We start from the raw sequence: 17,339 nt of genomic DNA on the forward strand, positions 1-17,339 counted from the left end.
CTGCATACAACAGCAAAGATCGCGCCCTCCACGGCGGCTGCCGAACGCGAGCTTGATTGCCGCGCCAGGCGTCGGCTCGCGCTCTCATGGCTTCTGACGTATCCAGCGCTGACGAGCCACACTCGGCCCGGCGAAGAGCACGGCCATGCGCGGAATGACGCCTTCAACTGCAGTACGGCGTCGCCGGTCCCTCCCCGCAGGAATAGCGACCCGGGTCAGCGGACAACAGCCACTACGTACACCTTCGCCCGTCTCCGGACAGACCTGCACTCCGCAACTCGACAACGCTGGGAACAACATGACCAATCCTTCTCGCTCCCGTGTACTCCCCGAACGAGACACATCAGACATGGACGAGCCCATCCCTTCGGCCAGAGCCGCGTGGTCTTCCGTTCGTGAACAGGCCACTGGGATGACACACCACGAGGCCAAAGCCGCGCTCCGAGCCATACAGCACTCTCTGGAAGAGAGCTCCGCAGCAGACGAGCAGCGTGAGCGGAGGGAATCCGAGGAAGAGGAATGGCAGCGCATCTTGGAAACCCTGGCGGACCACGACGGGCCCTACGACCCTGCGAGTGACCCGTTCGTGCAAGGCGAGCTGGCCGGCCAACAGGACCGGGAGGCAGCCGACCAGACTTGGTGAACCGCACGAGGCTCTTCCTCGCCGCCGGGCTGCCGTCTGTTCCCGGGCGAGCGCCGCCGCCACCGCGTCATCGATCGGACCAGGTGTATCAGCGTCTGGACTCGGCGGCCGACCGCACCACTGGCTGCCCCGGCCAGTCGCTCCCTCCGGTCCGCGTGTTGCTGTCGTTCGCGTGGCACGGCCTGTCGCCGGGACGGCGCGACAAGTGCGGCAGCACCGGCGGGGTTCGCATGGGGGAGTCTCGGGAGCTTCGCAGTCGACGTCAGCAACTTGCTGACGGTTCGGGGGGATCGTGGAGCTGTGCTGAAGCCTGAGCCGGTGGGCCCAGTCACGTGTGACTCACAGTGCGACTACAACTTGCCTGCAAATGCCCACTAATGCCGCATCAGGCTACGTTTGCCGGGTCCTCATCTGGAGGCGTTTCCGGTCAACTGGTTCGTGATCTCATCGGCGGTGAGCACCAGTGCGAAGCCTTTGCGTAGTACGGCGAGTTCTGACTCCTGCCGGGACTCGTCGTCGGTGGCTGTGACGTCGGATCCGAACACGACTTTGTAACCGCGTTCGTATGCCTGTCGGGCTGTGGTGCCGCAGCAGTAGTTGGTGAGCGTTCCCGTGACGATCACTGTGTCGCGGCCGAGGTTTCGCAGCGTTGTGTCGAGCGGGGTGTCGTAGAACGCGCCATAGGAGGGCTTTCGGATCAGGACCTCGTCGGCGCGGTGGTCCATCTCCTCCCACACCTCGGCGGGGCCCGGCCTGTGCCAGACGGTGTCGGCGTGCGGGAGGTATCGCAGGGCGTGCGGCCGGTCCAGTCCGAGGTGCGTGTCGTCGAAGATGGTCCAGATCACCGGGACCGAGACGGCCCGGCATGCCTCAACCAGCCGGCGCAGCCTTGGCGCCATCCGGGTGGCCGCCGGCACCCAGTAGGGGCTCCAACCGGGCCGGGTGAATTCGTCCTGCATGTCGATGACCAGCAGAGCTGAGCACTCGGGCCGCACTTCGAACGATGCCCGGCCGTGCTCGTAGGCGTCACGCGCCCGCGCGGTCACCCATTCCTCGGTATACGTCATTCCCACCCCATGCATCGATTCGAGGTACCTCGTTTCGATGTGCGAGAGTAGCAGTATGCTCGAACTCGCGATCCTGGGATTTCTGGCCGACGGGCCACTGCACGGATACCAACTGCGCCGCCGGATAGCGCACTTGTCCGGCCACTCCCGACCGGTCAGCGACGGCAGCCTCTATCCGGCGATCAACCGCCTTGTCAACGCCGGGCTGTTGGACCGGCGGACCGAGCCAGGCGTCTCGGCCGCTCAGCGGCACACCCTGAGCCTGACCGCCGTCGGCCGCACCGAGCTGCTGCGCCGGCTTCGAGAGCCCGACACACTGGACATCAGCGACAGCACCCGGTACTTCACGATCCTGGCCTTCCTCTCCCAGCTTCCCGACGCCGCCGACCAGCACGCGGTGCTGCGCCGACGGCTGGAATTCCTGGAACAGCCTGCGAGCTTCTTCCACGATGGTGACCGCCCACTGGGCGCTGATGACACGGACGACCCGTACCGCCGGGGCATGCTCGTCATCGCCCGCGCCACCAGCCGCGCGGAACGGTCCTGGCTACGGGAGACGCTGGCATGATGTCGCCTCAGAAGACCGCCCGGTCCGGGCTCCGGACGCTCCCCCTTTCCGCGAAGGTGTGCGGTTGGCAGAGCGAGTGCGTGTCCGTGAGATCGACGATGACGAGGGACGGCGCCTGCTGCGGATCATCCGCAGGGGCACCGGGGCGGTCCGCGGTCAGGTCCGCCTGGCACGCGACTACGAAGCCCTGCCTCAGCGGTCCCGGGCAATGATCCAGTGCGCCGTTCGAGCCGCTGCTGCCGAAGCGGGAGCACCGGTCTCGGCCGTTGGACCGGCCAGAGGCATCGGACCGCCGGAGTGCCACGCCGTCGCAGTCGCCCGTGACGCCGCCCGTGAGAAGATCCCTTCGCGTCGTGTGTGCTGGTTCCGACCGTGGAAGGGTGACGATGTACGCGATATCCCTGGGCGACGACGGGGCCGAGCTGCGCCCGCTCGAACCGTGGCGGGCCGAGGAGTTCCTGACCCACGTGGACCGAGGTCGGGAGTTCATCGGGCAGCACAACGCGCTACCGGACGTCGTAACGGACCTGGAGTCGAGCCGGGCGTTCCTCCAGGCGTACGCGGAGAAGGCCGCAGCCGACGCCGGGCGGCTCTACGGCATCTGGACGGACGGCAAGCTGGTCGGCGCGGTCCTCTTCCGGAGGATGGACGTCGAGCAGGGCACCGCCGAGGCGGGCTGCTGGCTGGAGCCGTCGGCGGTGGGCAAGGGGCTGGTGACCCGGGCCGCGCGCGTGATCATCGATTGGGCCGTCGAGGAGCGGGGCATCCACCGCGTGGAGTGGTGGGTCTCGGCGGCGAACGAGGCCAGCATCGCCGTGGCGGGGCGGCTCGGGATGACGAAAGACGGCGTGCTGCGGGAGAGTTACCTGTACCGGGGGAAGCGGCACGACGAGGAGGTCTGGTCGGTGCTTGCACCGGAGTGGCGGGCGGGCAAGCGGGCGTCTTGAGCTCCTGACGCAATGTGGGGCGCAGGGGCGTCAAGCTCGTCGAGGGTCGCGAACACCGCCTCATATGCAACTGCTCGTGCCGGTGGGACGAGATCATCTCTGTTCGCTCCAACGGCAAGAAGCTGCTGGGCGGACGGCAGTTGATCGCCCACCAGGTCCTCCTTCTCCGCAAGCAGGGGATGCGGCCTCGGGCCGGCTGGGCTGAGGTCAGCGGATGATCGGGGACACAGGAGGGGGCGTGCTGCAAAGGACATGTACGGCCGACTGCGCTGCCTGCTCCACGGCGGAGATGCCCTGGGACATGCTCGGGCTGCCGTGAGAGAGGATCACGAGGTAGAACGTGCTCCCGTGTGCCTTGACCCGCCCCATGCTGTTGATTTCCCAGCGTTGGGAGTGGGGGCGCGGCAGCCAGCCGTTCTTGAGTTGCCAACGGCTGCCTGCCGCGGACACCCCCCAGTCCTGGTCGGCGTCTATCTGGCCCATGAAGGACTGGATCAGGTCGCGTGAGGCTCGATTCAGCGGTGAATGGTCGTCGAACACGGCGGACAGCAGGGCCAGCTGGTCTGCCGCGGTGGTCTGGGTGAGGCCCCACTGTGGGCCTGGCCCCGCTTGGGTGGAGGTCAACCCCAGGGTCCTGTTGGCCTCAGTGAGTCCGTGGCCGCCGCCGATACGCTGCCACAGGGCATTGGCGGCGGCGTTGTCGCTGCTCTGGATCATCGAAGCGGCGGTCGATACCTCCCACCGGGTGAGCGACCGTCTCTCGCGCTGGGCACTCAGCAGCAGGGTCGCCAGAATATCCACCTTCACCAGGCTCGCGGTGACGTGCCCTTGTGAGCCGTACACCGCCCGCCGACCGTTCCGGGGCTCCAGAACAGCGACCGACACCTGAGCGCCGCTTCGCGTTCGGACCGGTTCGAGAGAGCGGGCGAGCACACTGTTCACATCCGTCGGGGCCGGCGCCCGTGTGCCGGGGCTGCTTGGCGGCGCTTTGGCCGGCTTCCCGTTCCCCGACGTCACCGGCGTCTGGTGCTGCGCCGTGGGGCGTCCACCCCGGTCACCGGCTGCGTTCTGACCGGCAGCGAAGCAGCCCGTGAGCAGTATGCCCGCAGCTGAGCATGCCAGCGACCGCGGTATCCGCCCCCGGCCCGCGCAGGCCTCGCCGTGTCTGCCCGGGGCGGGCGGGACAGGCTCCTGTTCTATCCCCTGGGACGAACAGGCAGCACCAAGCGGATTCATTGGGAACCTCAATCGCACAAGCGGGCGGCAACTGACACTGAAAATCTGCCCATAGTCTTTTCCGGGGTGAGGTGCGCCGCATCCCGGCGAGGTCTCTCCCAAAGGCGCAAAAGCGCTCACCGCAGACCTCCACCTGACGACCTTTGGGACGAAACGAAGGCCGATCGCTGCCCGGCCCTCTGCACCTGCCCCGCGCCGCTATGTCGTGCAAGGTGAGGACTGTTCTGCAGGTGGGGCAGATGTTGCCGCAGCTTGGGCCGTTGCGGTGCATGGGGGTCGCGCACAGGGTGCAGGGGCCGATTTCTCAAGGCGGGCAGCGTAGCTCGACACGGCGCGGGTCGTGGCGGTTGCGGGTGCGGACGGGAAGGTGTTCACCGTCCGCGCTGGTGACGACGAGTTGATCCAGCGCGGTGGCGCGTTCCTGGGGAATGCGCAGGGCTGGAAGGGGCCAGCCGCTGTGGAACTTGCCGCACGTGCTGCCGGTCTCGGGGCAGGCACGTTCCCTTGGAGTTCTCAGGCCACGGGCGGCTCTGTGCCATCGCGGCTGAGCACGGAGGGCAGGACTCGGGCGATGAGCAGCGCGACGTCGTCGTGGTCGCCGGGGTGGCGCAGTGTGTGCAGGAGCAGCTCGCAGGTTGCGTCCAAGGAGCGATGGGGGTCGTCCAGGAGGGCGAGCAGGGTGTCCAGGCATGCGTCGATGGGCTGGTCGCGCCTCTCGACCAGCCCATCGGTGTACAGGACGAGCTGATCGCCCGGATGCAGGGCCAGTGTGGTGGTGCGGAAGTCGACGTCGCCGACGCCCAGCGGGGTTCCGGTGGGCAGCTTGAGCAGTTCGTGCTCTCCGTCCAGGCGGAGGAGAGCAGGGGGCAGGTGGCCGGCGAGGGAGATGCGGCACTGCGCGCTGTGCGGGTCGTAGACGGCGTAGACGCAAGTGGCGATCGTGTCCTGCTCCAGGTCCTCGGTAATGTGGTCGAGTTGCTGGAGGACCTGGGCGGGGTCGAGGTCGAGGCCGGCCAAGGTGCGGGTGGCGGTGCGGAGCTGGCCCATGCTGGCGGCGGCGCTGACGCCGCTGCCCATGACATCACCGACGACGAGGGCGGTCTTGTCGCCACCGAGCGCAATGACGTCGAACCAGTCGCCGCCGATCTCGCTGGCCGCCAGGGCCGGCTGGTACCGGGAGGCGACAGCCAGCCCCGGCCGCTGCGGTGGCGAGCGGGGTAGCAGGCTGTGCTGGAGGGTGAGCACGGTGCGGCGTTGTTCCTGGACGGCACGGTGCCGCTCGGTGACGTCCACGCTGGAGGTCACCACCCCCAGCACCTTCCCGTTGGGCGCTTCGAGCCGGTGGAAAGAGATCGACCAGGCATGCTCGTTGTCCGGGTCGGCTGGAGTGCGGCCGACTGTGTACTGGTCCACGACCGGGGTGCCAGTATCCAAAACCGCGCGCATCGTCGCTTCGAAGGACTCGTCCAAGAAGGGAAGCACCTCATGGACGTGCCGGCCCACATGCTCGGCGGCAGGCACGCCGTTCATCCGCTCCTCCGCCGGGTTGACCGAGACGTACCGAAGGTCAGTGTCCAGTACACCCAGTCCGATCGGCGACTGGGACACCAGTCGGGCGGACAATGCCAGGTCCCGTTCGACCTGCCGTAGCGTTGCCTGATCCGTGGCCAGCCCCAGGGCGTAGTAGTCCCCCTGGTCGTCCAGCAGCCGCATGTTGCGGAACTCCACCAGCCGCGTGCTGCCGTCCTTGTGCCGGACGGGGAAGACTCCGGCCCAGCTGCCACCACCCGCCATGACCTGGGCGAACAGCTCCAGCACCGCCTCCAGGTGCTCCTCATGGATCAGCAGGCGGCCCGCGAACTCGCCGAGGGCCTCCTCGGCGCTGTAGCCGAACAGGTCCTCCGCCTGCGGGCTCCAGAGATCGATCCTGCCCTCGGCGTCAATGAGAACGGCCGCCACGCTGAGCACATCGAGGAGGCCACCAGACGCGGTCGGAGCGACGCCCGCCGTGTCGGGACCGCTCCGCAAGGACTCGGCTGCACACATCCCAGGCTCTCCTCACTGCACACGCCGCCACCCAGTGGTGTCAGGGCGCTACCCGAGCCCGCGGCTCGGCTTGCGTGGCCCTGCCTCCCCCCATCGTCTCCGCTAGGGGCTGCTCCCGCAGCTATGGCAGTCGCGAGCCCGGCAGCCGGGCGACTCGGCTGCCCGAGAGGGCCCCGCGTAGCGGCCTCCGGCCGCCGCAGGGTGCTGCGGCCGTCTGAAGCATCGTGCCTGCTCTGGCATGGCGAGCTCGCCCGCTCAGCTGTGACAAGGTCCTCGAGCGTTGCCGCGATCTCGCAGGCCGTCCCGGTCTCCTGGAGGCGGCGCGCCGGCGAGTAGCCGCCGGGGAGTGTCCGCGGCCGACTGCGTGGTCCTGGACGCCGCCGCCCCGGCTGCTGCCACAGCACACGCGGCCGGGATGCGCTGCATCGCGATCCCCGTACGTCTGCCGTAGGCCGAGGCGCCCCGGCGTGCGCCACAGCGGGCTGCAGCTGCTGCGCGGTGGCCAGGACGAGTACGGCTCAGGCCGTGTGGCTGGCTGGCGGACTCGGCTCCGGGTTCCCGACCGCCCGAGGGGGTCTGAGCTGCCTCTCGGCCACCCACGACGTGGACTTCAGCGGCCCTGAGCAGGGCGAGGCCGACCACGGTTTCTCGGACTCCGCGACGCCTTCCATCCGAACCGGGTCACGCCGCGGCTCGGGAGCGGCCCTCGCCCTCCTCCCTCCCGTCCACGTCATGGTGAATGGGAGTCCCTGAACCGGTCAGCGGAACCCCCGTCCCGCCCCGGCGCGCCGCGACGATCTCCGCCGCGATGGACAGGGCGGTCTCCTCGGGGGTGCGGGCGCCGAGGTCGAGGCCGATCGGGGAGCGCAGGCGGGCCAACTCGCGGTCGGTGACGCCGACTTCGCGCAGGCGCCGGTTGCGGTCCTCATGGGTGCGGCGCGAGCCCATCGCGCCGACGAACGCGACCGGCAGCCGCAGGGCCGTCTCCAGCAGAGGAACGTCGAATTTGGCGTCATGGGTGAGCACGCACAGGACGGTTCGTTCGTCGGTTGCGGTGCGCCGGAGGTAGCGGTGCGGCCAGTCGACCACGACGTCGTCGGCCTCGGGGAACCGGACGCGGGTGGCGAAGACCGGCCGGGCGTCGCACACGGTCACGTGGTAGCCGAGGAACTTGCCCGCCCGTACGAGCGCCGTCGCGAAGTCCACGGCGCCGAAGACGATCATCCGGGGCGGCGGCACCCTCGACTCCACGAACAGCGTCACGCCGCCCGGGCATCGCGACCCGTCCTCCGTGATCTCGATGGTGCCCGTGCGGCCGGTGTCCAGCATCGCGCGGGCCTCCTCCGCCGCCGTCCGGTCCAGTTCCGGATGTCCGTCGAGGCTGCCCTCGTACGATCCGTCGGGGTAGACGAGCAGCGCCCCGCCGAGCAGTTCTCCCGGGCCCCGGGCCACCCGGGCGAGGGCCGCCGCCTCTCCTCGGTCCGCGGCCGCGACCCCTGCCTGGAACACCGGCGCGTCCGCGCGCACCGCCGTGACCAGGACTTCGATGACGCCGCCGCAGGTAAGTCCCACCGCGAAGGCGTCCTCGTCGCTGTATCCGAACCGCTCGCGCACCGTCCGGCCGTCCTGGAGCGCCTGGACGCACAGGTCGTACACCGCCCCTTCCACGCAACCGCCGGAGACGGAACCGATGGCGGTGCCGTGACTGTCGACGGCCAGGGCGGCGCCGGGACCGCGCGGCGCGCTGCCGCGGGCGGCCACGACGGTGGCGACGGCGAAGTCCCGGCCCTGATCGAACCAGCGGTTCAACTCCTCGGCAATGTCAAGCACTCCGGGCTCCCTCCGCCGCCCGACGTCGGGCTTCGTCCGCCGCCCGCAGGACGCGGTCCGGTCGGATCGGCAGGTCCCGGTGGCGTACGCCGGTCGCGTGCCACACCGCGTTGGCGATCGCGGCGGCGACGCCCACGACGCCGATCTCGCCGATGCCCTTGATCCCGACCGGGTCGTCCGGGGCGGGGTCGTCCACCCAGTCCGCCTCGATGAGCGGCACGTCGGCGTGCGCGGCGAAGTGATAGCCGGCGAGGTCGGCGCCGACGTGGCCGCCGGAGGCCTGGTCCCTGATCGCCTCCTCGTGGAGGGCCATGGACAGCCCCCAGGTCATTCCGCCGATGAACTGGCTGCGGGCGGTGAGCGGGTTGACGATGGTACCCGCGGCGTAGATGCCGAGCAGCCGTCGCACGCGCACCTCACCGGTGGTGACATCCACCGCGACCTCCGCGAAGTGTGCTCCGAAGGAGTGCCGTTCCTTCTGCGCGAGGGCGCCGATGGCCTCGGCGGTGTTCGACCGGGCGGTGATCCCCTCCGGCGGAATGCCGCCTCCCACGGCCAGTCGCTCCCGCAGTTCGTCCGCCGCGACCGTCACCGCCCACGCCCAGGAGCGGGTGCCCATCGAGCCGCCGGCGAACATCGCCGGGCCGAGGTCGCTGTCCGCGATGCGCACACGGATGCGGTCCGGATCCACCTCCAACGCGTCCGCGGCGACCAAGGTCATCGCGGTCCGTGCCCCGGTCCCGATGTCCGCCGCGTTGATCCGCACGGTGAAGGTTCCGTCCGAGTCCGCGGTCACGGCCGCCGTGGACGGGCCGACTCCCGAGGGGTAGGTGGCCGCCGCCGTCCCGGTCCCGAGCAGCCAGCGCCCCTCACGGCGCAGCCCGGGACGCGGGTCCCGGTCCGTCCAGCCGAACCTGCGAGCGCCCTCCTCGAAGCAGGCGAGCACATTGCGGCTGCTGAACGGCAGCCCGGACACGGGACCCGTCTCGGGTTCGTTGCGTGCGCGCAGCGCGATCGGGTCCATGCCGCACTTCTCGGCCAGTTCGTCGAGGGCGGATTCGAGGGCGAAGGATCCCGGTGCCTCGCCCGGTGCGCGCATCCAGGCCGGGGTCGGCACGTCGAGCCGTACGAGCCGGTGAAGGGTGTGATGCGCGTCGGCGTCGTACATCACGCGCCCCATCGCGGCGCTCGTCTCGACGAATTCATGCACGGTCGACGTAAGACTCTGCGCCTGGTGGTCGAGCGCGCGCAGCCGGCCGTCGGCGTCGGCGCCGAGCCTGATCCGCTGCGCCGTGGGGCTGCGGAAACCGACGAGGGAGAACATTTGACGGCGGGTCAGTACGACGCGGACCGGGCGATGGAGGACGGTCGTGGCCATCACGGCGGCCACTTGGTGCGGGCTCAGACCCTTCGATCCGAAGCCGCCGCCGACGTGTTCGGACCGCACCCGTACGGAGGCCGGATCGAGGGAGAAGAGCTGCGCGAGTTCGCTCGCCACCCAGGTGCTGCCCTGGTTGGAGTCGACGACGTCGAGCCGGCCGCCGTCCCAGCGAGCCGTCGCCGCATGTGGCTCCATCGCGTTGTGGTGTTCCTCCGGTGTGGTGTACTCCTCGTCCACGACGACGGCGGAAGCGTCGAGTTGGGCCTCTACGTCCCCCTTCTCCGTCTCGGCCTGGACCATCGGGGTGTTCTCCGGCGTGTACGCACCGGAACGTCCGGCGAAGAACGCGACGTCGTGCGGCTCCTCGTCGTATCGGACCACCAGCGCCTCGGCGGCCTCCCTGGCCTGCTCGGACGTCTCGGCCACGACCAAAGCCACCGGCCAGCCCACGAAGGGCACCCGGTCGTGCTGGAAGATCCCGAGGACCGGGTTCGGCCGCCCCAGCATGCCTACATACTCGGTGTCGACGCGCGGCGCGTTCTGGTGGTGCAGCACGGTCAGGACGCCGGGCATGGCCAGGACGGGGGCGTCCTCCACGGAGCGGATACGGCCACGGGCCACGGTCGACAACACCAGCCAGCCGTGGGCGAGTTCGGCGAAGGGTATCTCTCCGGCGTAGCGGGCCGCCCCGGTGACCTTGTCGCGGCCCTCCACCCGGGCGTGGGCGGAGCCGACGGCTCCCGTCACGGCGGCGATTTTGGTCGTCGTGGTCGGCGTCGTCGGCGTCGTCATCGGGTTGCCTCCTCGGTGAGTTCGGTCAGCACGGCCACGACGAGGTTGCGTATCAGCGTCACCTTGTATCCGTTCTCGGGAAGCGCCTCGGCGGCCGCCAGTTCGGCATCCGCCGCGGCGGCGAACGACTCCGCGCTCGCCGGGCCGCCGATCAGCACCCGCTCGGCCGCACGGGCCCGCCACGGCCGGGATGCGACCGCCCCGAACGCGAGGCGCACTTCGCGTACGACATCGTCCTGGAGGTCGAGCGCGGCGGCGATCGAGCCGATCGCGAACGCGTACGAGGCGCGCTCGCGCACCTTCCGGTACCGCGAGTGGGCGGCGACCGGGGCCGGCGGCAGCGTGACGCCGGTGATCAGCGCGCCGGGCGGAAGGGCGGTCTCGATGTGCGGGGTGTCGCCCACGGGCAGATAGAACTGGGCTATCGGCAACTCGCCCGGCCCGTCCGCCGTTTCGTACGAGATGACGGCGTCGAAGGCGGCGAGCGCGACCGCCATGTCCGAGGGATGGGTGGCGACGCAGTGATCGGAGGCACCGAGGATCGCGTGGTTGTGGTGCTCGCCCGTGAGGGCGGGGCAACCGCTGCCGGGGACACGCTTGTTGCACGGTTTGCTGAGGTCGGTGAAGTAGCCGCAGCGGGTCCGCTGGAGCAGATTCCCGCCGACCGTGGCCATGTTGCGCAGCTGTCCCGAGGCCCCGGCCAGGACGGCCTGCGCCAACGCCGGGTAGCGACGCCGTACTTCGGGGTGCGCCGCGAGATCGCTGTTGGTGACGGTCGCGCCGATGCGCAGCCCACCGTCGTGAGTGAACTCCACTCCGTCGAGAGGAAGTTCGGTCACGTCGATGAGCAGCGCGGGCCTTTCCACGCCGGCCTTCATCAGGTCGACGAGGTTGGTGCCGCCGCCGAGGAAGCGGGCATCGGGGTCGGCGCCGAGCAGGGCGACCGCTCCGGAGATGTCGAAGGCGCGTTCGTAGCCGAATTCCCTCATGCCGCCGCCTCCTTGACCTCGGCCTCTGCCGCCTCTGCCGCCCGCGCGACCGCCTGCACGATCGACACATAGGCGCCACAGCGGCACAGGTTGCCGCTCATCCGCTCGCGGATCTCTTCGGCGGTGAGCGCAGGCACTCCCGCTTCGGGCCGGACATCGTCGGTCACGGCGCTCGGCCAGCCCGCCGCGTGTTCCTCGATCACGGCGATGGCCGAACAGATCTGTCCCGGTGTGCAGTACCCGCACTGATAGCCGTCGAGGTCGAGAAAGGCCTGCTGCACCGGATGCAGCCGCTCACCATCGGCCACGCCTTCGATGGTGGTGATCGCGCGCCCCTCGGCCGCGACCGCGAGCTGAAGGCAGGAAACGGCCCGGCGCCCGTCGATCAGCACCGTACAGGCGCCGCATTGGCCCTGGTCACAGCCCTTCTTGGTACCGGTCAGATCGAGATGCTCGCGCAGGGCGTCGAGCAGGGTGGTGCGGTGGTCGACGGGCAGCGTGTACTTCTCGCCATTGATGTTCAGGGTGATGGCGCTGGACGTCGATGGGGCCATGATCAGCCTTCTTTCGCATTGCTGATGCGCGTCGAACGAGACGATCCCGGCAGACAGTCCGGGAGGGCGAGGGCGATGCTGGTGAATGAACCAGTGACGAGGGGCACCGGTCCGCCGCACTGGTCGGATCTGCCGCTATGGTGGACCTAACCGGACAGCTGTCCGGTAGTCATCGAACTTAGCGGACAGTTGTCCGGTTAGCAAGGCTGGGCTTGGCTGTGATTCCGAAAGGAGGACGAGTGCAGGAAGAGGAGAGCGTGACTCTGCGCTCGGACGCGCAACGGAATCGCGAGCGCATCCTGGAAGTCGCGCTGGCCGAGCTGACACGGGCTGCGGACGCCCCGCTGAGCGCGATCGCGAAGAAGGCGGGCGTCGGGCAGGGGACGTTCTACCGCAACTTCCCCAACCGCGAGGCCCTCGTCCTGGAGGTCTACCGCTACGAGATGCAGCAGGTCGCCGACACCGCTGCCCAGCTGCTCCAGACGCGCGCACCTGACCAGGCCCTGAGGGAGTGGATGGACCGCCTGGCCCAGTACGCCATGGCCAAGGCCGGCCTGGCCGACGCGCTGCGCAAGACCACCAGCACGTACGGCAGTCTGGCCCAGCTGGGTCACGGCCCGGTGACCCAGGCGGTCACGCTCCTGCTGAACGCGAACGAGGAGGCCGGCACCATCCGCCCGGGGCTGACCCCCGACGACTTCGTGCTCGCCATTGCCGGGCTCTGGCAGATCGACCCGCACAGCGACTGGCAGCCGCGTGCGATGCGTCTGCTGGACCTCGTGATGGACGGGCTGCGGGCGGGGGCGTCCAGAGTGGGCGGTCCTGCGACGGATGAGTCTGAGGCGGACGAGGCGGAGGTGCCGGGGGACGGACGGACCTGAGGTGGGCGGACCTGGGTGGCCCGGATGGACCTGGGCCGGGCGAACCTGGGGCCGGACGAACCCGGGCCGGACGGAACTTGGGCGGGCAAGACGCGGACCGGTCCTGCCCGAGAACGGTCCGCTGAACGTCATCGCGCACCTCCCAGGGCGAGGAGGGCGGCGAGCTCGCTGCCGTCGAGATCGCCGAGGGCGCTCTCTTGCGCTCCAGCAGAGCAGCGACGGTGGGCTTCCACGGTGCCCTCGGTGTCACGAGGTGGTGGACGTTGACGGCGTCTGGCCGATGCGGCAAGCGCCCGCCGCTCAACCCGTGGGCGTTTCACTGAAGCCAAGGGGGTCATCGAGCGCAAGGGGCGCTGGAACAAGTCGCTGCCGGTGGCGCCGGCCCAAGGGGCTGGTTCTGTTCACCGCGATGCGGACCGAGTGTGCGTGGCCGCCCCACAGAAGCTGAGCCAGAACCCGAGATCGGGAGGCACCCGTCCGGCCGGGATGCTTTTGGCGCGGGCAGGAACGTCGGAACGCGTGAGACAGGACCGTCCAGAGCCGTGTTGCTGAAGCGGCAAGAAGACTCGCTGTGCCAGCACCGTTCGCCACATGATCGGTATTGAAGCGTTGCGGGCCGGCACGGGCTCGGCGCATGGCAGGTCGAGAGCCCCGGAGGTTTCATGCCACAGCAAGCCACGGACGTCACTCACCGGCTGGTCTCCTCGCCCGCAGGCCGGATCCACCTGGTGGAACAGGGTACCGGGCCGCTGGTGCTGCTCGTGCACGGCTTCCCGGAATCTTGGTACTCCTGGCGCCACCAGCTGCCTGAGCTGGCCGCGGCCGGGTACCGCGCGGTCGCCATCGATGTACGCGGCTACGGCCGTTCCTCCAAGCCCGGCGACACAGACGCGTACCGGATGCTCAACCTGGTGGAGGACAACGCCGCAGTCGTGCACGCCCTGGGCGAACAGTCCGCAGTGATCGTCGGCCACGACTGGGGGGCGACCATCGCCGCCAACTCCGCCCTGGCCAGACCGGACATCTTCCGCGCGGTAGGGCTGCTCAGTGTTCCGTACATCCCGCGCACCGGACCGAGGCCCAGCGAGGTCTTCGCGCAGATGGGCGGGGACGAGGAGTTCTACGTCTCCTACTTCCAGGAGCCCGGTCGGGCCGAGGGCGAGATCGAGCCCGACGTCCGCGGCTGGCTCGCGGGCTTCTACGCCGCCCTGTCCGCCGACACCATGCCCGCCCCTGACGCACCCGGCCCGCACTTCGTCAGTCGGGGCGGGATGCTGCGCGACCGGTTCCCCGTCGGTCGGCGGCCCGCCTGGCTCAGCGAGGACGACCTCGATGTCTACGCCGGGGAGTTCGAGCGAACCGGCATGGGCGGCGCACTCAACCGCTACCGGAACATGGATCGGGACTGGGAAGACCTCGCCGACTTCGACGGCGCGCCCATCACCCAGCCGTCCCTGTTCATCGGCGGCAGTCTGGACGCCTCCACCACCTGGCTGGCCGACGCGATCAAGGCATACCCCGTCACGCTGCCCGGCCTGGTCTCCACCCACATCCTCGACGGCTGCGGCCACTGGATCCAGCAAGAGCGCCCCGCCGAGATCAACCGGCTCCTGACCGACTGGCTGACCTCTCTACCCGCCTGAAGCCTTCCTGGGAGCCTGGATACGTTTCCGGGCTCCCAGGCCCGATGCGGCAGTGTCTGCCTCCTGCAAGCCTGCCTGCCCCGGTCGCCGGGATTACTCAGTGCTGTCGTAACTCGTCAACATCTGAATCGTCCGACGGCGCTCGACTGCCTCCCGAACCGCTGTCGAAGTGCTGCTCATCAGCGGGTTCTGGCTCCTGCTCAGAGCCGGGCTGCCAGGCCGCACCAGCGGTGCGGCCTGGCAGCCCTTGGCCCTGCGCGGGGTCACCAGGTGTGCGCGACGTCCACGATCAGCTGGTCGCCGGACTGGAGCACCCGGAACGGCAGCTTGGCGCGAACGCCCAGGCCGACCTGGGTCTGCCCCTCGAAGCTCGCCCCGAACTTGGTGTCCTTGAACGTCTTGTATCCGGTGATGTTCACACCCGGCAGCGGCTGCCCAGCCTTGCCGGCGTAGGTCTGCCTACCGGTCGCCGGGTCGTAGCTCGGCGCGGACACATAGACCTGCAGGATGGCGCCGCCGTTGACCGGTATCTGCTCACCGGAGCCGTCCTGGTGGAACTTGTCGACGTAACCGACGTGGTAGCCGAGTTTGCCTGTCGCACCACTGACGTCGAAGACCATGCGGTCGTAGCATGTGTTCTGGCTGGTCTTGATGTTCTTCAGCGGCCTGGAGTCCGAGTCCGTGGCCGACTTGCCGCCGCTGCCCCAGACGGTCGAGCAGGCGGTGGCCGAGGCGGCCTTCCCCACCTGGCCGGTCGCGGCGCCGGCCACCCCGGCCGTGGCCACCAGCCCGGCGCCCGCCAGCGCGAGCGCCGCGGCCGCTGTCGTCAACCTTCGCATGCCTACCTCCAACTAAGAGCTGAGTACGAGTACTTGCGGTAGGACGGCCGGGCTTGTGGCGGCGTTGCGTGTCGGTCGGCTTTTCGCCAACGATGGGGCAAAGCTGTCTCGAAGGCGGCGCTATTGATCACCGGGTGCCTTCAGCGGAGCCGCGCGATGCACTCGAGCGCGACTCCGGGCAACCAGTGAATTACTCAAGAACCGGCCACCCGGGAGGGCGGCAGTCGGTGGGGCGATCAGACGGGCCCACTGTCGGCAGCGTCAGCCTGGAGGGACGCAGCAGCGCGTCGACGGCGCGGGCGAGTTCTTCCTCATGTTCGGCCCGGCTGCCGTGCCGCTCGACGACGCCGCGGATTGGCCGCCAGGTCGTGTCGGTGAGCGGCTGGGAGACCACGGTGCGGTGGATCCAGCCCACATCCGCCCACCCCTCGGGCAGGCGTACCTGGACGCGGGTCGATCCGTAGGGGGCCGTCGGCGGCCGGGCTGGTCTTTTGGCAGAAGGGTGTCCGGGGTGTGGTGGGTGGGTCGGCCTTGAGATCGGGGTTGATCATTCAAGCAGTTGTGTGGATCACTGGATAGAATTTGGGTATGGGTGAGCGGCCTGTCGGTTCGGCTGCGCCGGGACTTGTCTTCGAGGCCGGTTCCGGTTCCGTGGTGATGGGTCGGAGTCGGCACCGCGGGGTGGGTGTGTGGGGTGTGGGTCTGGGCAGGGGCGTCTGCCTCGGTGACCCAGCTGGTGGTCCGTGTGTATGTCTCGCGGCTGTCGCACGGTTGGGTGATGGCGTGTAATGGGTGCGGCGTCGGATGGGATGGGTCTGTATTCGGGTCGGGCTTCGGGTCTGATCGGGGCGCAGATTGCGGGTTACCGGGTGGAGCGTGAGATCGGTCGCGGGGGAATGGCCGTTGTGTACTGTGCCAGGGATTTGCGTCTGGACCGCACGGTTGCGCTGAAGCTGCTTGCCCCGGAGCTGGCCCGCAATGACACCTTCCGTCGCCGTTTCACGCACGAGTCGCGTGTGGCTGCTGCGATCGACCATCCTCATATTGTGCCGATCTTTGAGGCCGGCGAGATGGATGGTGTCTTGTATATCGCCATGCGTTATGTCTCGGGGCTGGATCTGCGGGCTTTGCTCGACCGGGACGGCCCGTTGCCGGTTGCGACTGCGCTGCGTATCGCCGCTCAGGTGGCGTCGGCACTTGATGCGGCCCATGAGCATGATTTGGTGCACCGGGATGTCAAGCCCGGCAATATTCTGGTTGCCGGGGGCACTGACAGCGATCACCCTGAGCATGTCTATCTCACGGATTTCGGGCTGACGAAGAAATCGCTGTCGCTGACCGGGTTCACTGAGGTGGGCGAGTTCGTCGGCACGCTCGACTATGTGGCACCGGAGCAGATTTCAGGACGCCCGGTGGATGGCAGGTGCGATCTGTACAGCCTTGCCTGCGTTGTCTACGAAACCCTCGCGGGTGGGCCGCCTTTCCAGCGGGATGAGGACATGGCGCTGCTGTGGGCGCATCAGTACGATCAGCCACCTCCCCTGAGCGAGAAACGGCCGGGGATCCCGTCGGCGGCGGACGACGTTCTGGCAAAGGCCCTGGCGAAGACTCCCGAGGACCGTTACGGCTCCTGCCTGGAGTTCGTGGCGGCTCTGCGTGCCACTGCGATCGGCGTGGGCAAGGGTGCGCATCCGCCGACACAGGTGGATCCCGGGGTTGTCGAAGCCGCGCAGCACCCCGGGCCGGCCCCGGATCCGCCTGTCTGGGCCCGGCCGGTCTTTGGCCGTCCGCCCGGTTAGGTTCTGTCCTCGGACCATGCTGGGTGGACCATGCTGGGTCTCGTCGTGTTGCCCTGCCTGTATGCACTTCTCTCGGGGTTTGGTGCAGATCTTGGGGAGCGGCAGCGGGGCCTGTCGGGAGTGA

15 protein-coding genes are annotated in these 17,339 nt (G+C 69.1%); 6 read left to right on the top strand and 9 right to left on the bottom strand.

The features are described 5' to 3' along the window. Nucleotides 1–349: 349 nt before the first annotated feature. Nucleotides 350–643 (top strand): hypothetical protein, encoded by a 294-nt coding sequence (locus ACFYXH_RS21715; protein WP_389565306.1) that lies wholly within the window; start codon nucleotides 350–352, stop codon nucleotides 641–643. Between the two features lie 407 nt (nucleotides 644–1,050). Here the strand turns inward: ACFYXH_RS21715 and ACFYXH_RS21720 are convergent, their stop codons facing one another. Next, a complete protein-coding gene (locus ACFYXH_RS21720) occupies nucleotides 1,051–1,710 on the bottom strand; it encodes a cysteine hydrolase family protein (protein ID WP_389565309.1) in 660 nt (219 codons plus the stop codon). A 55-nt stretch (nucleotides 1,711–1,765) separates the two neighbouring features. On the opposite strand from ACFYXH_RS21720, the gene ACFYXH_RS21725 reads away from it, so the two are divergent. Continuing rightward, nucleotides 1,766–2,278: a PadR family transcriptional regulator gene (locus ACFYXH_RS21725; RefSeq protein WP_389565312.1), complete on the top strand. Its 513-nt coding sequence runs from the start codon at nucleotides 1,766–1,768 to the stop codon at nucleotides 2,276–2,278. Nucleotides 2,279–2,664: 386 nt separating this feature from the next. Beyond that, the gene (locus ACFYXH_RS21730) at nucleotides 2,665–3,225 is read left to right on the top strand and encodes a GNAT family N-acetyltransferase (protein WP_389565317.1); all 561 of its coding nucleotides are present in this window, start codon (nucleotides 2,665–2,667) and stop codon (nucleotides 3,223–3,225) included. Between the two features lie 207 nt (nucleotides 3,226–3,432). Here ACFYXH_RS21730 and ACFYXH_RS21735 read toward each other — a convergent pair whose 3' ends face one another. The 6 genes from ACFYXH_RS21735 to ACFYXH_RS21760 form a co-directional block, all read right to left on the bottom strand. After that, the gene (locus ACFYXH_RS21735) at nucleotides 3,433–4,026 is read right to left on the bottom strand and encodes a serine hydrolase (protein ID WP_389565320.1); all 594 of its coding nucleotides are present in this window, start codon (nucleotides 4,024–4,026) and stop codon (nucleotides 3,433–3,435) included. Between the two features lie 948 nt (nucleotides 4,027–4,974). After that, the gene (locus ACFYXH_RS21740; RefSeq protein ID WP_389565322.1) at nucleotides 4,975–6,507 is read right to left on the bottom strand and encodes a SpoIIE family protein phosphatase; all 1,533 of its coding nucleotides are present in this window, start codon (nucleotides 6,505–6,507) and stop codon (nucleotides 4,975–4,977) included. A gap of 681 nt (nucleotides 6,508–7,188) precedes the next feature. Further along, the gene (locus ACFYXH_RS21745; protein WP_389565325.1) at nucleotides 7,189–8,337 is read right to left on the bottom strand and encodes an XdhC family protein; all 1,149 of its coding nucleotides are present in this window, start codon (nucleotides 8,335–8,337) and stop codon (nucleotides 7,189–7,191) included. Beyond that, nucleotides 8,330–10,510: a xanthine dehydrogenase family protein molybdopterin-binding subunit gene (locus tag ACFYXH_RS21750; RefSeq protein WP_389565328.1), complete on the bottom strand. Its 2,181-nt coding sequence runs from the start codon at nucleotides 10,508–10,510 to the stop codon at nucleotides 8,330–8,332. The genes ACFYXH_RS21745 and ACFYXH_RS21750 overlap by 8 nt, the downstream gene beginning before the upstream one ends. Then, entirely contained in the window at nucleotides 10,507–11,499 is a 993-nt protein-coding gene (locus ACFYXH_RS21755; protein WP_389565332.1) for an FAD binding domain-containing protein, read from the bottom strand. The genes ACFYXH_RS21750 and ACFYXH_RS21755 overlap by 4 nt, the downstream gene beginning before the upstream one ends. After that, nucleotides 11,496–12,053, bottom strand: coding sequence for a 2Fe-2S iron-sulfur cluster-binding protein (locus ACFYXH_RS21760; protein WP_389565335.1), 558 nt, complete (start codon nucleotides 12,051–12,053; stop codon nucleotides 11,496–11,498). The genes ACFYXH_RS21755 and ACFYXH_RS21760 overlap by 4 nt, the downstream gene beginning before the upstream one ends. Nucleotides 12,054–12,292: 239 nt before the next feature. Here ACFYXH_RS21760 and ACFYXH_RS21765 point away from each other — a divergent pair, with 239 nt between their 5' ends. Both ACFYXH_RS21765 and ACFYXH_RS21770 read left to right on the top strand, forming a co-directional pair. Further along, complete coding sequence (locus ACFYXH_RS21765; RefSeq protein WP_389565338.1) at nucleotides 12,293–12,934, top strand: TetR/AcrR family transcriptional regulator; 642 nt, start codon at nucleotides 12,293–12,295, stop codon at nucleotides 12,932–12,934. Between the two features lie 662 nt (nucleotides 12,935–13,596). Further along, a complete protein-coding gene (locus ACFYXH_RS21770; RefSeq protein WP_389565341.1) occupies nucleotides 13,597–14,577 on the top strand; it encodes an alpha/beta fold hydrolase in 981 nt (326 codons plus the stop codon). A 263-nt stretch (nucleotides 14,578–14,840) separates the two neighbouring features. Here the strand turns inward: ACFYXH_RS21770 and ACFYXH_RS21775 are convergent, their stop codons facing one another. Continuing rightward, entirely contained in the window at nucleotides 14,841–15,416 is a 576-nt protein-coding gene (locus tag ACFYXH_RS21775; RefSeq protein ID WP_389565344.1) for a hypothetical protein, read from the bottom strand. Between the two features lie 190 nt (nucleotides 15,417–15,606). Continuing rightward, nucleotides 15,607–15,831, bottom strand: coding sequence for a hypothetical protein (locus tag ACFYXH_RS21780; RefSeq protein WP_389565347.1), 225 nt, complete (start codon nucleotides 15,829–15,831; stop codon nucleotides 15,607–15,609). 373 nt (nucleotides 15,832–16,204) lie between these two features. Here ACFYXH_RS21780 and ACFYXH_RS21785 point away from each other — a divergent pair, with 373 nt between their 5' ends. Continuing rightward, nucleotides 16,205–17,215 carry a serine/threonine-protein kinase gene (locus ACFYXH_RS21785; protein ID WP_389565350.1) on the top strand — a complete coding sequence of 337 codons (1,011 nt, stop codon included), beginning with the start codon at nucleotides 16,205–16,207 and terminating at the stop codon, nucleotides 17,213–17,215. The last annotated feature ends 124 nt before the right edge of the window (nucleotides 17,216–17,339 follow it).

Source organism: Streptomyces sp. NPDC002730, from assembly GCF_042888805.1.
Taxonomy (GTDB): domain Bacteria; phylum Actinomycetota; class Actinomycetes; order Streptomycetales; family Streptomycetaceae; genus Streptomyces.

Bases quoted from the DNA above. Each gene is read 5' to 3' on its own strand.
- ACFYXH_RS21715 (WP_389565306.1), top strand. From the start codon at position 350: ATGGACGAGCCCATCCCTTCGGCCAGAGCCGCGTGGTCTTCCGTTCGT.
- ACFYXH_RS21760 (WP_389565335.1), bottom strand. From the start codon at position 12,053: ATGGCCCCATCGACGTCCAGCGCCATCACCCTGAACATCAATGGCGAG.
- ACFYXH_RS21730 (WP_389565317.1), top strand. From the start codon at position 2,665: ATGTACGCGATATCCCTGGGCGACGACGGGGCCGAGCTGCGCCCGCTC.
- ACFYXH_RS21775 (WP_389565344.1), bottom strand. From the start codon at position 15,416: ATGCGAAGGTTGACGACAGCGGCCGCGGCGCTCGCGCTGGCGGGCGCC.
- ACFYXH_RS21770 (WP_389565341.1), top strand. From the start codon at position 13,597: ATGCCACAGCAAGCCACGGACGTCACTCACCGGCTGGTCTCCTCGCCC.
- ACFYXH_RS21725 (WP_389565312.1), top strand. From the start codon at position 1,766: ATGCTCGAACTCGCGATCCTGGGATTTCTGGCCGACGGGCCACTGCAC.
- ACFYXH_RS21720 (WP_389565309.1), bottom strand. From the start codon at position 1,710: ATGACGTATACCGAGGAATGGGTGACCGCGCGGGCGCGTGACGCCTAC.
- ACFYXH_RS21755 (WP_389565332.1), bottom strand. From the start codon at position 11,499: ATGAGGGAATTCGGCTACGAACGCGCCTTCGACATCTCCGGAGCGGTC.
- ACFYXH_RS21750 (WP_389565328.1), bottom strand. From the start codon at position 10,510: ATGACGACGCCGACGACGCCGACCACGACGACCAAAATCGCCGCCGTG.
- ACFYXH_RS21785 (WP_389565350.1), top strand. From the start codon at position 16,205: ATGGGTGCGGCGTCGGATGGGATGGGTCTGTATTCGGGTCGGGCTTCG.
- ACFYXH_RS21740 (WP_389565322.1), bottom strand. From the start codon at position 6,507: ATGTGTGCAGCCGAGTCCTTGCGGAGCGGTCCCGACACGGCGGGCGTC.